The 14,032-nt window shown below is 73.7% G+C and carries 16 protein-coding genes; 7 read left to right on the top strand and 9 right to left on the bottom strand.

The window, feature by feature from the left end; all coding sequences use genetic code 11:
- Positions 1-20 precede the first annotated feature (20 nt).
- Positions 21-1,007 (bottom strand): Acg family FMN-binding oxidoreductase, encoded by a 987-nt coding sequence (locus tag FHX44_RS05130; RefSeq protein WP_147254403.1) that lies wholly within the window; start codon positions 1,005-1,007, stop codon positions 21-23.
- Between the two features lie 323 nt (positions 1,008-1,330).
- On the opposite strand from FHX44_RS05130, the gene FHX44_RS05125 reads away from it, so the two are divergent.
- Positions 1,331-2,770: a DUF4389 domain-containing protein gene (locus tag FHX44_RS05125; RefSeq protein ID WP_147254402.1), complete on the top strand. Its 1,440-nt coding sequence runs from the start codon at positions 1,331-1,333 to the stop codon at positions 2,768-2,770.
- 148 nt (positions 2,771-2,918) lie between these two features.
- Here the strand turns inward: FHX44_RS05125 and FHX44_RS05120 are convergent, their stop codons facing one another.
- Positions 2,919-3,377, bottom strand: a complete 459-nt coding sequence (locus FHX44_RS05120) for a pyridoxamine 5'-phosphate oxidase family protein (RefSeq protein ID WP_147254401.1) — start codon at positions 3,375-3,377, stop codon at positions 2,919-2,921.
- 203 nt (positions 3,378-3,580) lie between these two features.
- On the opposite strand from FHX44_RS05120, the gene FHX44_RS05115 reads away from it, so the two are divergent.
- Complete coding sequence (locus FHX44_RS05115; RefSeq protein WP_147254400.1) at positions 3,581-4,471, top strand: universal stress protein; 891 nt, start codon at positions 3,581-3,583, stop codon at positions 4,469-4,471.
- 160 nt (positions 4,472-4,631) lie between these two features.
- Here FHX44_RS05115 and FHX44_RS05110 read toward each other — a convergent pair whose 3' ends face one another.
- On the bottom strand, positions 4,632-5,615 hold the full coding sequence (locus FHX44_RS05110) for an Acg family FMN-binding oxidoreductase (protein ID WP_147254399.1): 984 nt from the start codon (positions 5,613-5,615) through the stop codon (positions 4,632-4,634).
- Positions 5,612-5,803, bottom strand: a complete 192-nt coding sequence (locus tag FHX44_RS05105) for a hypothetical protein (RefSeq protein ID WP_147254398.1) — start codon at positions 5,801-5,803, stop codon at positions 5,612-5,614. Before FHX44_RS05105 ends, FHX44_RS05110 begins: the two co-directional genes overlap by 4 nt.
- A gap of 302 nt (positions 5,804-6,105) precedes the next feature.
- Here FHX44_RS05105 and FHX44_RS05100 point away from each other — a divergent pair, with 302 nt between their 5' ends.
- Positions 6,106-6,681: an Rv1733c family protein gene (locus FHX44_RS05100; RefSeq protein WP_147254397.1), complete on the top strand. Its 576-nt coding sequence runs from the start codon at positions 6,106-6,108 to the stop codon at positions 6,679-6,681.
- 131 nt (positions 6,682-6,812) lie between these two features.
- On the opposite strand, the gene FHX44_RS05095 is transcribed toward FHX44_RS05100, so the two are convergent.
- A complete protein-coding gene (locus tag FHX44_RS05095) occupies positions 6,813-7,847 on the bottom strand; it encodes an Acg family FMN-binding oxidoreductase (RefSeq protein ID WP_147254396.1) in 1,035 nt (344 codons plus the stop codon).
- 194 nt (positions 7,848-8,041) lie between these two features.
- On the opposite strand from FHX44_RS05095, the gene FHX44_RS05090 reads away from it, so the two are divergent.
- Positions 8,042-9,754 (top strand): sensor histidine kinase, encoded by a 1,713-nt coding sequence (locus FHX44_RS05090; RefSeq protein WP_147254395.1) that lies wholly within the window; start codon positions 8,042-8,044, stop codon positions 9,752-9,754.
- 10 nt (positions 9,755-9,764) lie between these two features.
- Here the strand turns inward: FHX44_RS05090 and FHX44_RS05085 are convergent, their stop codons facing one another.
- The 3 genes from FHX44_RS05085 to FHX44_RS43755 form a co-directional block, all read right to left on the bottom strand.
- Complete coding sequence (locus FHX44_RS05085; protein ID WP_147254394.1) at positions 9,765-10,418, bottom strand: response regulator; 654 nt, start codon at positions 10,416-10,418, stop codon at positions 9,765-9,767.
- 137 nt (positions 10,419-10,555) lie between these two features.
- The gene (locus FHX44_RS05080; RefSeq protein WP_170308780.1) at positions 10,556-11,077 is read right to left on the bottom strand and encodes a P-loop nucleotide/nucleoside kinase family protein; all 522 of its coding nucleotides are present in this window, start codon (positions 11,075-11,077) and stop codon (positions 10,556-10,558) included.
- A 234-nt stretch (positions 11,078-11,311) separates the two neighbouring features.
- The gene (locus FHX44_RS43755) at positions 11,312-11,434 is read right to left on the bottom strand and encodes a hypothetical protein (RefSeq protein WP_281287871.1); all 123 of its coding nucleotides are present in this window, start codon (positions 11,432-11,434) and stop codon (positions 11,312-11,314) included.
- 257 nt (positions 11,435-11,691) lie between these two features.
- On the opposite strand from FHX44_RS43755, the gene FHX44_RS05075 reads away from it, so the two are divergent.
- The 3 genes from FHX44_RS05075 to FHX44_RS05065 all read left to right on the top strand — a co-directional run bounded on the left by FHX44_RS05075 (position 11,692) and on the right by FHX44_RS05065 (position 13,534).
- Complete coding sequence (locus FHX44_RS05075) at positions 11,692-12,579, top strand: universal stress protein (RefSeq protein WP_170308779.1); 888 nt, start codon at positions 11,692-11,694, stop codon at positions 12,577-12,579.
- A 156-nt stretch (positions 12,580-12,735) separates the two neighbouring features.
- Complete coding sequence (locus FHX44_RS42675; RefSeq protein WP_212612336.1) at positions 12,736-12,906, top strand: hypothetical protein; 171 nt, start codon at positions 12,736-12,738, stop codon at positions 12,904-12,906.
- Positions 12,907-12,919: 13 nt separating this feature from the next.
- Positions 12,920-13,534: a CBS domain-containing protein gene (locus FHX44_RS05065; protein WP_147254391.1), complete on the top strand. Its 615-nt coding sequence runs from the start codon at positions 12,920-12,922 to the stop codon at positions 13,532-13,534.
- 151 nt (positions 13,535-13,685) lie between these two features.
- Here FHX44_RS05065 and FHX44_RS05060 read toward each other — a convergent pair whose 3' ends face one another.
- Positions 13,686-14,027, bottom strand: a complete 342-nt coding sequence (locus FHX44_RS05060; RefSeq protein ID WP_147254390.1) for a cupin domain-containing protein — start codon at positions 14,025-14,027, stop codon at positions 13,686-13,688.
- Positions 14,028-14,032: the final 5 nt, after the last annotated feature.

Genomic DNA, 14,032 nt, shown 5'->3' with positions numbered 1-14,032 from the left:
CGACGTCCGACGCGGCCGCCTCAGCGGCCGATCGCCACCACATCGTCGACTGGCCGGCGCGGTGTGGCGGGCAGCTCACGCGCGCCGGGCAGGGCCCAACCGAGCCGCAGCAGGATATGCGGGTGAGCGGTCTTCTTGGCCCCGACGTGGTCGCGCACGAACGCGCGGGTCTCGTGGACCTCCAGCGGTTGGGTCAGCGGGCTGCTCGCGAGCCCGGCCAGGGTGGCGGTGAGGAGGATCGCACTGGTCACCTCGCCGGCACGCAGCCAGCTCGCGCGGGTGTCGGTGAAGGTCGACAGCAACAGAAGGGCGGCGTTCTCCGGTTCGCCCTGCCCCGGCGACTCGACCACTGCCGGGCGGGCATATGTGCGCATCGGCATCCGGCCCCGTGCCGGTGCGGGCAACGGCACGTTCGCGGAAGGCACCCCGTCCGTCGCTCCGGGCAGGCGTCCGCTCCACCGGGCGATCTCTCCGGCGTAGAGCGGGTCGGCCTCCTGCGTCTCGGCACCGGCCGCGATCGCCTTGTACAACCGCCAACGCAGCCGCGGTTCGGCGACCTCCTGCAGCGTGAGGCCGTGGCGCTCGGCGAGCTCGGTCATCCCGCCGATCACCTCGCCCGGCACGGGCCACGAGCTGAACCTGCGCCGGTCGGTGCAGCGGCGCGGGATCACGGCCGCGAGGTCGGTGCTCGTGGGGGTGCACGGGGTGAGCTCGACAGCGGCGAGGTGATCAGGGCGCTGCGGATCGGGGAGCCGGTGCACGTGGCCGGCCCAGCCGGAGGCGGCCAGCGCGACGATCAGGTGGTGCAGTGCCGCGCCGCAGCTCATCACCAGGTCCCGGCCCTGCGGGTCGGTCGCGGGGATGTGGCGGGACGGGTCGGCGTAGAGATCGACGGTGTTCCCGTAGACGCGCCACGCCCAGGGCTGGCTGTTGTGCACCGACGGGGCGCGGATGGCCAGCCGCAGCGCGGCCAGGACGCTCTCCTCGTCGACAGCTGCTCCGGTCATCGCCGCGATGCCTCGCCGTCAGGGGTGGTCGCCACTGTCTTCTCTCCTAGCTCGCAGGCGGAAGGCGTACGTGGTCCAGGCTCGCTCGTCACCCGCGCCTACGGCAGGGCCGGTCGTCCCGGCACGGCGTGCGGAACGGCCCGGCCGACGAGGTGGCTGCCGGCGGTCCACGGCCACGCCGAGCCGACCGAGGAGCGGATCCAGCGCGAGGAGAACCGGCTGGAGAGTGAGCGGGTCCGTGCCGATCGCCGGCGGAACCCAGGGCCTACGTCCCTGCCGCCGCTCGCGGCCGGCGGCGACCGTACCTGTCGGAGGTGGAGGAGATGACATCTGGAGGCGCCAGTCCGGTGCGCGTGACCGCGCGGCTGGACGCCCCGCTCAGCCGCTGGCTGTGGCTGGTGAAGTGGTTGCTCGTGTTGCCGCACGCGGTGGTGCTGGCATTCCTGTGGGTGGCGTTCGTGGTGCTCAGCGTCGTCGCGTTCTTCGCAATCCTGATCAGCGGCCGCTATCCGCCCGCGATCTTCGAGTTCAACGTCGGGGTGCTGCGCTGGTCCTGGCGCGTCGGCTACTACGCCTACGGCGCGCTCGGGACGGACCGGTACCCGCCGTTCACGCTCCGGGAGGTGCCCGACTACCCGGCGACGCTCGAGATCGCCTATCCCGAGCACCTGTCCCGGGGCCTGGTGCTGGTCAAGTGGTGGCTGCTCGCGCTGCCGCACTACCTGGTCATCGCGTTCTTCATGGGTGGAGGGACCTACGTCGCCTACCAGTCGGGGACGTGGACGACGCAGACGGATCCCGACGGCGTGTGGTCGATCGCCGGCGGGCTGATCGGGCTGCTCGCCTTCTTCGCGGCGATCGCGCTGCTGTTCACCGGTCGCTACCCGCGGGGGGTGTTCGACCTGCTGCTCGGGATGCACCGCTGGGTGCTGCGGGTCGCCGCGTACGCGGGGCTGATGACCGACGCCTACCCGCCGTTCCGGCTCGACATGGGCGGGAGCGAGCCGGGAGCGCTCGCCGTGACCGACGGCGCGACCGCGCCGACCGGGCCGCAGGTCTCCTCGACACCGCCGGAGCCGCCGCAGCACCGGGAGTGGACGGCCGGTCGCATCGTGACGGTCGTGATCGGGTCGGTGCTGCTGGTGGGCGGTATCGGCACTGCGGCGGGTGGTACGGCGCTCCTCGTGGCCGACCAGGCCGGCCGCGACGCCGAAGGCTTCCTCGGCACGCCCACCAGGCAGTTCACGTCGAGCGGGTACGCGCTCGTGTTCGACCCCGTCGAGCTGCGCGACGACGCGGGAACGGTCGGCCTCGGTAGCGTGCTCGGCGACCTGCGGGTCCTTGTGGCGGGACAGGATCCGGACGGGGTGTTCGTCGGGATCGGCCCTGCCGCCGACGTCGATCGCTACCTCGGCGCCGTCGAGTGGGAACGCCTGGTCGACATCACCGACGAGGGCCGCGCCGTCCAGCAGCGCATCCCTGGTGCAGAGCCCGCCACGCCACCGGCCCAGCAGCCGTTCTGGGCGGCCTCGGCAGCTGGTCCCGGGGAGCAGCAGCTCGTCTGGCGGGCCGCCGACGGGCGCTGGAGCGTCGTGGTGATGAACGCCGACGCGACTCGGCCGGTGATCGCCGATCTGTCGGCGGCGGTGACCGCTCCCGCCCTGCGCTGGGTGTGGATCGGGCTGTTCATCGGCGCCGGCCTCGCGCTGCTGGTCGGTGCGCTCCTGATCGCAGTCGCCGTGCCGCGGCGGGTGACGCGGTGACCGTTCGGGTCTCCGATGTCATGGCGGGGGAACGTCGTGGCCGTGCACGAGGGCACGCCGGTCGGTGTGGCGAGGAAGGTGGATGCGCCCCGGTCGACCGGCGCCTCGGCGGCCGCCGACCCGCACCCCTGGTGCCAGGCCGGTCGGGTCAGAGGTAGGCCGCCGCCTCGAACGGGGGCGGAAGCCGGCCGGGGACGATGCGCCGGCCGCTGATCGCCTGCGGGATGAGCCGCACCCAGTGCCCGTGTTCGCCGGGTGCCCACGTCGTCAGGCCGGTGCCTTGCGTGCGGGCGATCAGCTCCGCGCGGTGGGCGGGCGTGACCTCCTCGGCGAGCCCGCGCACCAGCACGCTCCAGCCGGAGCGCGTGTGCTGGTCGATCTCGTCGACCTCGAAGGCGACGTTCGCGTGGTCGGCCGCCGTGAGCTTGGTTCCGGGCGCCATCCGCATCACGATCACGTCCCGCTCCAGCGCGTAGTTCACCGGGAAGATCAGTGGGTAGTGCTCGGCGTTGACGCCGAGCCGCCCGATCTGCTGGGTGGCGAGCAGCCGGTAGCACTCGTCGGCGGTGAGGACCTGCAGCTCGGACTCGCGCTCGTGGTCGGTCATCGGGCACCTTCCCGTCGTTCCTCGAAGGACGCCTCCACCTTCCCGCCAGGACGCGGTGCTGTCATCGCGGCGTCCGACCGCGGGACGACGGCCGGAAGTCCCGCCCGAGCACGAGCGAACGACCTCCCGTCCGGGGACGGCAGCCGCTACTGCCCCTCCAGCGTCACCCGGCACCGTCGGAAGGGACGAGTGGAGGAATCGAGATGAACATCGATGTCGGCAGGCGGGTGGTCACCGTCGGCGTGGACGGTTCGGAGTGCGCGCTGCGTGCGGTGCGGTGGGGCGCGGCCGAAGCGGCGCGCCGTGGCGCCGCGCTGCGGCTCGTGACCGCGTTCGGGTGGCTCCCCGAGCGCACGGACGGCCCGAGTTTCCGTCTGGACTACCGGGAGATGCTGCGCGGTCGCGCCGAGTCGCAGCTGGCGGCGGCGCGGGTGGCGGCGCGGCGTGTGGCGCCGAGCACCGAGGTCGAGGCCGAGGTGATCCTGGGATCCCCCCACGCGGTGCTCGGCGCCGAGGCACGGATTGCGCAGTTGCTCGTCGTGGGCAGCCGGGGACGTGGCCGTCTCGAAGAGCTGATCGCCGGCTCGGTCGGCGTGGCGCTCGCCGCGAGCGCGCCGTGTCCGGTGGTGGTCGTCCGCGGCGAGGAACGGGACCCGGACGAGGAAGCACAACTCCCGATCGCGGTAGGGGTTGACGGAACGGCCGGCGGCGATGAGGCCATCGCGTTCGCCTTCGACGCCGCCGCGAGCCGCCAGGTGGAGCTGGTCGCCGTCCACGCCTGGAACGACATCACGGCTCCGTTCGGGTACGCCCCGTTCGAAGAACCGGTGATCAGCGAGGAGGAGCTGCAGGCGCTGGCCGAGCGGCTCGCCGGTCACCTGGCCGGGTGGGCGCGCAAGCATCCGGACGTGCCCGTGCGCCGCGTGCTGGCCCGCGGCCGCCCGGCGCCCTGCCTGCTGGAGCAGGCGCAGCAGGCCCAGCTCGTGGTCGTGGGATCGCGCGGGCGGGGAGAGTTTGCAGGGCTGGTCCTCGGGTCGGTCGGCAACGTCCTCGTACACCACGCGCCCTGCCCGGTCGCCGTCGTCCGGCCGTAGCCGGAGCGCGTTGCGCCAGTTGCGCCACCGTTCGGTCACGGGAAGCGCGGCCCGCGAGGAGCGGCCCGCGCCCCGGACCGGGCGGAACCTCGTGCTGGCTTCCTCGCTGATTCCTGGTGCTGATTCCTGGTGCCGCGGCTTTCCCTCGGCGGGAAGCGTGTCAGGGGAGGAGTACGGAGCGGAGCTCGCGGCGTGGTGTCGCGGGTGGTGCCGGCGCGCCCGAGGCCGACCAGCCGACGCGGATGACGAGCTGGGGGAACTCCGGCGTCCCCAGCACGTTCCGCTGAACCTGGAGGCGGGAGCTGTCGATCTCCATGGCCTGGCTGAGCGGGGTGGTGGCGAGCCCGATCCGCGTCGCCGCGAGCAGGACGGCGCTCGTCGCCTCCCCGGCTCGCAAGCGGTCCGCGGTCTCGTCTCCGGCGGTCGTGACGACGAGCAGCTCGGCGGCGTCGTCGCCGCGGCCGTGCCCGGCGACCCGTGCCGCCTGGGCGAGCTCCGCGCGGCCGAAGCGACGCAGGGGCGACGGGTCGAGGGTGCCGATCAGCGGTGCGGCGACGTTGGCGGCCGGCACCCCGTCGCGCCCGCCCGGGAGGCGGTTGGTCCACATCCGCAGCTCGCTCGCGTAGCCGACGTCCTCGCGCTGGAGCCGCTGGGCGGTGACGATCGCCGCGACGAGCTGCCGCCGCATCGCTGGGCGGGTGACCGGGACGAGGGTCGCCCCGTTGCGGGCGGCGTGCTCGACGAGGGTGTTCAGGTGCTGGGCCGGGACCGGACGGCGGCTCATGCGGCGGCGGTCGGTCCTGCGTTCCGCGATCGCCGGGAACAACGCGGCGTCGGCCGGTTCGCCCCCGGGCCGCACCTCGACGGTGGCGAGGTGGGTGCTGTCCTCGGGGTCGGGAAGGCGTCGGATGTCGGCGCGGAGACCTCGTGCGGCGAGGGCGACGCGCAGGTGGTGCAGGGCCGCGCCGCAGCTGAGAACGAGGTCGCGACGATCGGGGTCGGTGGCCACGAGGTGACGTTGTGGGTCGGCGTGCAGCCGCACCTCGTCGGAGCCGATCCGCCAGCGCCACGGCTGGCTGTTGTGCACCGACGGCGCGTGGAGGGCGTCCTCGACGGCGTCGGCGAGTTGCGTCGCGGTCGTCACCTTCGGCCTCCGGCTGCCGGAGCCGGCGGTGTCTTCTCGCCGAACGTCGGCGACCACGGCTCGGCCGCCGACGGCGCGGGCCGGGGAGCCAACAGGACCGCGCACGGAGCGTGGAACAGCGCACTGCGCGCGACGAGGCCGAGCACGGAGGGGGCGTGGGCGGCCAGCTGGACGTGCTCGACGATCATTCCTGCTCCTCGGGGCGGCGGAGCGGACGCGGGTCCGTTCCTGCTCGCCGTCGACGATCCCCTGCGGGCCCGATCGCGACCAGCGGCCGTGGTCCCGGACCGGGAAGGACTCTCGCCCCTGCGAGCGGGGTCTCCGGGCGCTTCCGCGAGACCCGCGGCGTGGCGGAACGTTCCCTCGAGATCGAGGAGGAGCGGCCGGGCCCCGCTCGCCGGGCTGCTACTCGCACCGGTCGGAAACGCTCTGCCGCACCGGACCGAGTACCCGGTGGCGCTGACCCGGCCCGCGGAGGGAGGGGATCGCGATGCGTCCTGACCCGGACGGCGCCCCCGTTGCCGGGCGGCTCCCGCGGCGCACCAGCGACCGGATCGAGGACGCCGTCGCATGGTTCCTGACGGGTGCCGTCCTGGTGGTGATCGTCATCGGCGCGGTGACCGGGCTCGCCGTGCACCGCGGGGAAGCCGAACGGGCCGAGCTGGACAGCAGGGCGACGTCGCAGACCCGTGCCGTGCTGCTCGAGAACGCGCACGTGGCGTTGTCCTTGGAACTCGGGCACACGCCGGCGCAGGTCCGAGCGCGCTGGGCCGACCGCGAGGGGCGGGAGCACGTCGGCGTCGTCCCGGCGATGCGCTCGCAGCCCGCCGGCGCCGAGGTGGACGTGTGGATCGATGCCGCGGGCGAGATCGCGTCACGGCCCGTGCACCCGGCGAATGCTGTCTTCGGTGGGATCGTGGCGGCGATCGGCGTGGTGTGCGCAGGTGGGACGCCCCTCCTCGCAGCCTGGTTCGGCGTCCGCCGCCTGACGGGGCGCTACAACTCCCGGCAGTGGGAGCAGGAGTGGGTGCGCGTGGAGCCGCTGTGGCGCCGCACCATCCTCTGATCGGCGTTGTCGTAGTCGTGCTTCCCGCCGCGCGTTCGACCGGACCGACCTGAGCGATGCCGTCTCCGACGATGTCCGTCGCAAGGCCGCGTGGTCGACCTCATCGATGTCGACCACGACCGTCCACCTCGTCAGGTCATCGGCGTCCGTTCCCCGTGAGGGAGACGCACCGGGGTGCTCGTCGACGGTGCGATGAGGTCCGCCGGCGCGCGCCGGCCGGTCGGTGGGACCGGCCAGCCGTGGCCGATGCGCAGCACGGCCTGCGGGGGCTGTGCGCCGGCGACGAGGCGTCGCACCTCCTCGCGAGCCTGCGGCACCTCGACGACGTGCGAGAGGAAGGAGGCGGCGAGGCCGTCCGCCGTGGCGGTGAGCAGGACCCGCTGCAGCGCCTGCCCCGCCTGCACGTCTGCTGTGGGTCCGCTGAGGTGCGTGGTCAGCACCGCGATGAGCGGTTCGTTCTCGAAGTCCTTGCCGGGCGCGCGTGCGGGCCGGTTCCCGCCGGTGTAGTCGCGCAGCACCCATCGGTCCTGCGGCTCGGCGGGCGTGCCAGCGGCGGCCGGCACGCCGTCGGCCCGGTCGCCCGCCCGGCCCGTCCAGCGGGCGAACTCGGCGCGGAAGGCGGGATCGGCCATCTGGGCGCGGTGGGCGCGGGCCGCGATGTCCCGCAGAGCCGTGCGCCGGCCGGGGTCGTCGACGATCTCCAGCCAGGCACCCTCGTCGAGCGCCGCGCGGCGCAGTGCCGACTGTTCGGGCCGGTCCACCGGCTCGTCGGCGTACGGGTGGCGGTTCGTCCGGCGGAGCGGCACGGCGTGCAGCAGCCGCAGCTGCTCGGGGGTGGCCGGTTTGCGTCCGCCGTGGCGAACCACGGCGAGCAACTCCGGCCGGCCCAGGTCGGGGAGGATCGTGACCAGCGGCCTGATGCCGTTGCCGAGCAGTGCGAGCCGCAGGTTGTACAGGGCGGCGCCGCAGCCGATGCGCAGCTCGCGGTCGTCCGGGTCGGCCGCGGGGAGCCTGCGGTCCGGATCGGCGTACAGCTCGATGGCCTCCGGGCCGAGCCGCAGCCGCCAGGGCTGCGCGTTGTGCAGCGACGGCGCCTGCCCGACGGTGAGGAGGAGTGCCTCGACCTGTTCGGGAGCGAGGCCCAGCGCCTCGGGGAATGCGGTCATCAGCGGTCACGTCCAGCCGGCGCTCGGAGCCCGGACCGGCTGTCCGTGCTCGTTCGACCACTCTCCTGCGGCGACGGGGAGTGCGGTACGGGCGAATGGCCCGTCGGGTGACGGACTTGGGACCGGCTTGCCCGCCGTTCGGCCACGTGCGACGTTGGGTCCGCTCCACGAGGAGAGAGCGAGGCTTGGGATCGATGGCGAACGACGACCTCGACGGGCCGCGGTCGCGCCTGAACGTCCTGGCCGGCCTGCGGCTCGACGAGCTGCTGCACGGGGTGCAGGAGCGACTTGCGGAGATCGTGCAGATCCGCGACCAGATGCAGGGCCTGCTCGATTCCGTCCTCGCGGTCGCGTCGGGGTTGGAGCTGGACGCGACCTTGCAGCGGATCGTGCAGTCCGCGGTGGACCTCGTCGACGCCCGGTACGGGGCGCTGGGTGTGCTGGCGCCCAACGGCGGCATCTCGCGGTTCATCACCGTCGGCCTCGACCCGGAGACGCGCTCTCGGATGGGCCGGCTCCCCGAGGGCAAAGGGCTGCTGGGCCAGCTGATCCGCGATCCGCGGCCGCTGCGGATCGCCGATCTGGGGACGCACGAGTCCTCCGTCGGCTTCCCGCCCAACCATCCCCCGATGCGCAGCTTCCTCGGGGTGCCGGTGCGGGTCCGCGACTCGGTCTTCGGCAACCTGTACCTCACCGAGAAGAGGGGCGGCGGGGAGTTCACCGCGGACGACGAGGTGGTGCTCGAGGCGCTCGCCGCGGCGGCGGGGATCGCGGTGCAGAACGCCGACCTGTTCGAGCAGACCCGGTTGCGGCAGGCCTGGCTGGAGGCCACCGCGGAGATCCGCGCGGAGCTGTTGTCGGGCGCCACCGAGGAGGATGCCCTGGGCCTGGTGGCGCTGCGCGCCCAGGAGCTGACCGGATCGGACTCGACGCTCATCGTGCTCGGGCCCGACCCCGCGGACGAACACTTCACGGTGCGGGCCCAGCGTGGGATGGCGGGCGTGGACCTCGTGGGACGCACGCTCGACCCGCAGGACCCGCTGCTGCGAGAGGTCGTCGACGACCGCGCCGCGGTCCTCAGCGCGACGGTCGGCGGGTTGCGAGAGGCCGGCGAGGAGCTGTTCGGGTTCGGCCCGACGGTCGCGGTGCCGCTGCAGTCGCAGGATCGGGTGATGGGGGTGCTGGTCGCGCTGAGGAAGCGGGAGACCCAGCCGTTCCAGCCGAGCGAGGTGCCGCTTCTGACGTCGTTCGCCGAGCAGGCCACGCTGGCGCTCGAGGTGGGGGAGAAGAACCGGGCGCAGCGGCAGCTGGCCGTGTTCGGCGACCGCGAGCGCATCGCACGCGACCTGCACGACCGGGTCATCCAGCGGCTGTTCGCCACCGGGCTGCAGCTGCAGAGCATGCAGCGGCGCGTCGCGGACCCGGCCGTACAGGGGCGCATCCAGCAGGCGGTGAACGACCTCGACGAGACGGTGCGGGAGATCCGCACGTCGATCTTCGACCTGCATACCGCCGGGGAAGGAGCAGAAGGCGGGCTGCGGCGCCGGCTCCTCGACGCGGCCGCAGAGGCGGCCGAGGGTCACGGGCTGTCCCCGTCGGTGCGGATCTCGGGCGCGGTCGACACCCTCGTTTCGCGGGAGGTGGGCGGGCACGCGGTGGCCGTGGTCCGGGAGGCGGTGAGCAACGCGGCCCGGCACGCCGCGGCGAAGACGGTGACGCTCACCGTCGAGGCGGGCGACGAGCTGCTCGTCGACGTCGTGGACGACGGGCGTGGGATCGACCCGAGCGTCGCGCGAAGCGGCCTGCGCAACCTCGAGGAGCGGGCGCGGGAGTGCGGTGGAACGCTGCGAGTCGCACCGGGCGCTGGGAGCGGTACCCGGCTGAGCTGGCGGGTACCGCTGAACTGACGCGCGGGGTTCAGCGCGCGCTGCCGTCCTTGCGCAACTCGGCGGCGTAGACGGCGGCCTCGGTGCGGCGGGCGAAGCCGAGCTTGTGCAGCAGCGACGAGACGTAGTTCTTGACCGTCTTCTCGGCCAGGAACATCTCGGCGCCGATCTGGCGGTTGGTGAGGCCGTCGGCGATCAGGTGCAGGATGCGTCGTTCCTGAGGGCTCAGCGATGCGTAGCGGGGGTCGGCAGGTTCGTCGCCCTTGCGCAGCCGCTCCAGCACCGCGGCGGTGGCCTTGGTGTCCAAGAGGGACCCGCCGGCCGCGATCGTCCGGACGGCGCCGACGAGGTCGATGCCCGTGACCTGCTTGAGCAGGTAGCCCGAGGCGCCGGCCATGATCGCGCCGAACAGCGCCTCGTCGTCGGCGTAGGAGGTGAGCATCAGGCAGGCCGGCGGTGGAGCGACGGCCGAGCGGATGTCCCGGCAGACGGTGACGCCGTCCCCGTCCGGCAGGCGGACGTCGAGGACCGCGACGTCGGGGCGCAGAGCGGGGATCCGGGCCAGTGCCTGCGCGGCGCTGCCCGCCTCGCCGACGACGGTGATGTCGTCCTCGCCCTCGAGCAGCTGGGCGATCCCGCGTCGGACGATCTCGTGATCGTCGAGCAGGAAGACGGAGATCGTCACGCTCTGGCCTTTCGATCAGGGTTGCGACACGGACGACGGTAGACCTGGGTACCCGCGTCGGCGAGCCGCAGTCGGCCCGGGAGAGCGGGCCGAAAGGCCCTGTCGGTGTTGCGACTACCGCGTACCGCCTCGGCCGGTCAACCGGCCGCGTCTCGCCAGAGCGCCGTGGCGCGCTCCAGCGCGAACCCGACCGGGCCCGCCGTGTCGATCGGGACTGCGTCCGGCCACGGGTCCGCGACGCTCGCCATGAGCGTGGCGACGGGCACGGTCGCGTCGGACGGGTCGTCGTGACGCTCGGCGACGCGGCGGGCCGTCGTCTCGGCGCCGGCACGGCACTCCAGCTGTAGCAGCTCGCTGCTGGTGCGCCGGGCGATGTCCGCCGCGGCCGCGCGGTGCGGCGCCGAGGTCCAGGAGGCGTCCAGCACGACCGACTCGCCCCGGCCGAGCAGCTGCTCCGCGCGGTGCAGCAGCTCGGCGTAGAGCTCCTCGGTGCGCTCGGGGGCGTAGATGCCCTGGCCGAACGCGGCGCCGGCGGGCCGCGTCGGGTCGATCCCGGCGAGTTCCTTGCGGATGCGGTCGCTGGACTGCACCACAGCGCCGAACCGGTCGGCGAGCGCGCCCGACAGGGTGGACTTCCCGGTGCCGGGCAGGCCGCCCACGAGGACCAGGCGGGGGGCGCCCGCGCGCAGGTGCGCAGCGCGATCGCGGTGTAAGTCGCCGCGTCGGCGCCCGCGGCCGGGTCGCCCTGGGCGTGGCGGATGCACCCGACCTTGGCGCGCACGCCCGCCCGGTAGGCGATGTAGTGGTGGCGCAGTGACGTCGGCGCGGGGTCGCCGGAGAACTCGAGGTAGGAGTCGAGGAAGGCCTCGCCGAGATCCGGTCGACCGAGGCGCTCAGAGCCCGAGGTAGACGTCCGGGGCGAGCCTGCGGTTGAGTTCCAGCTCACGCCGCAGCGCGGCGAGCCGCCGTGCGGGCGTGCTGAAGTCGGTGCACATCGACGCGCGAGGCGAGAACACCCGAAGTGGATCCCGCGGGTCCGAAGACCTGCCACATGGGGACCGGCGCCACTGCCGCCGGCTCGTCCTGCCGGGTGAACCTCGGCAAGAAGATCGCTGAGGAAGGAAGACGATGAGCACGGTCGGAGACGGCGGGGATGGCTGCCGTCGTCGCTCCTGCCGTCCGGACGCCGGCGCAGGTTGCGGCGGCGAAGGCAATGGACCATGTGGGCGTGCGGGACGAGCTCGCCCAGCTCCCGTGGCCGGAGGGAGGAACGGTGGAGACACACGACGAGCGACCCGTGGTGGTGGGGGTGGACGCCTCGGACTCGGCGCGCGCCGCCGCGGATTGGGCCGGTGACCTGGCCGCGGTGTGGGGTGCCCCGCTGCACCTGCTGCACTCCGTGCCCGCCGACGCACCGGTGCGAGCGGCATCGCCGGCGTGGCTGCGCGAGTTGGCGGACAAGGCCGAGAGCGCCGGTGCCGGCGCGAGCCGGGCCGATGTCGTACCCGGCGACACCATCGAGCTGCTCACCGACCGTGCCGATCGTGCCCGGATGCTGGTGCTGGGCAGTTACGGCGAGGGTGCCTCGTCCGGGATGCTCGCCGGTGCCGTCGCGCTCGCGCTGGCCGGGACCGTGCCTTGCCCGGTCGCCGTCGTGCGGGGCGTGGCGCCGCGAGTGGCTCCGCCTCGCACCGGTCCGGTCGTCGTCGGTGTCGACGGCTCCGCGACCGCGCACGCCGCCGCGCTGCTCGCCGCGGACATCGCAGCGTCGATGGGTGCTCCGCTCGTCGCCGTGCACGCCTGGTCCGACCTCGCCGAGACCGAGAGCGGCCTGCGTCGCATGCACGACGACTGGGCACAGCTCGCCGAACAAGGCGGCGCGGCGCTCGCCGAGGAGGTCCGGGCCGTGTCGGAGGTCCGGCCCGCACTGGACGTTCGGCCCGATCTGGTGCGCGACACCCCGCTGCGGGCGCTCCTGCGCCGGGCCCAGGACGCCCGAATGCTGGTCGTCGGGCATCGCGGCGGCCGGGTCGCAGAGGGCATGGGGCTCGGTTCGACCAGTCGCGCGCTGGTCGAGTTCGCCCCCTGTCCGGTCGTCGTCACCCCGCCGGTCCCGGCGCCGGTGGTGCCGGCCACCCACACGACGGACCCGGCGCGGTGAGGACAGACGGTCGAGAAGCGGTGTCGCGGCGTCGGGCGGGACCTTCGGCCTGACCGAGCACTGCGGACGTCCCGCATGGCCGGGATCTGCTGCCCTGCCGCCTGCCTCGCTCCGCGAGCAGCCTTGGAGCAGGCCGCGAGAGACAGGAGGCGGTGGATGCGCGCGCTCGTGGTGGTGGAGTCGGTGTTCGGCAACACGCGGCGGATCGCCGAGGAGGTGGCCCACGGACTGGCGGAGGGGCCGCTGCGCGAGGGCGAGCTCGCCCGGACGCGGAACTGCGGTGCCGACGTCGCCCGTGCTGCCACCGCCGTCACCGACGCCGTATGAGGAAAGGACCGACATGCAGGTCCGGAACGTGATGAGCAGCCCCGCGGTGTCGGTCGGGCCGGACGTGACGGTCGCCGCTGCGGCGAGTTTGCTGGCCGAGCACCGGTTCACCGCTCTCCCCGTCGTCGAGGACGGGGAGCTCGTCGGCATCGTCACCGAGATCGATCTTCTGCACGGCCGGGTGCGTCACGATGCCCGCCCGCCCCTGCCGGCCGCCGAGCTCGCGATGGGTGCCGTCCCGCAGACGGTGGCGGACGTGATGGCGGTTGACGTGCTCATCGCCGCCCCGACGACCGACGTCGCCGACGTCGTCGAGGCCATGCGTACCCGCCGTGTCCGCTCCGTGCCGGTGGTCACCGGCGGCGTGCGTGGTCGCGAGCTCATCGGCGTCGTCACCCGCCGCGACATCCTGGCCGCGATCGCGCGCGATGACGGCCAGCTCGCGCACGACGTGTGCAACCGGCTGGCGCGCCACGCCCTGCCGGGCCGCTGGCACGTCGACGTGCACGACGGGATCGTCACCCTCGGCGACCCCTTCGACGACGAGACGGGGCGGCAGATCGCCGCGCTGCTCGCCGGATCGGTACGAGGCGTCATCGGAGTCCGCATCGCGGCGGTTCAGCTCTGACCGAGCCGCCTGTCACCTCGTCACCGCGGGCCCGTAGGAAGCTCTGCCCAGGGACGGGGAGGCAGGAACGTCGCGAATGGCGCGAACGTGTTGTTGACCGGCAATTTCCAGGACGACTCGTCCCATCCGATCGCGGTGTCGCTGCTCACGATCAGGGGTGGCTGCCTCGCTTCGCCACGGTCAGCAGCACGGCGGCGTCCTCGAGCGCCTCGAGGCTGTGCGACGCGGGCGGAACGATCAGCAGGTCTCCGCGCCTGCCCTCCCATGCGTCGTCGCCGCTCACGAGGCGGACGCGGCCGAGCAGGACGTGCACGGTGGCTTCGCCCGGGTTGACGTGCTCGGCCAGGGTCCTGCCGCGCAGCAACGCGATCACCGTCTGGCGCATCACGTGCTCGTGCCCGCCGACCGCGGTGTGCGCCGCCCGCCCGGCGTTGCTGCGGCGGGCGGCGTCGAGCTGCTCGCGGGCGAGCGCGTCCAGTGACAGTTTCCGCACGGTGC

It is taken from the genome of Pseudonocardia hierapolitana (genome assembly GCF_007994075.1).
GTDB classification, from domain to species: Bacteria; Actinomycetota; Actinomycetes; order Mycobacteriales; family Pseudonocardiaceae; genus Pseudonocardia; species Pseudonocardia hierapolitana.
This window is presented reverse-complemented; position numbering and strand designations above follow the sequence as displayed.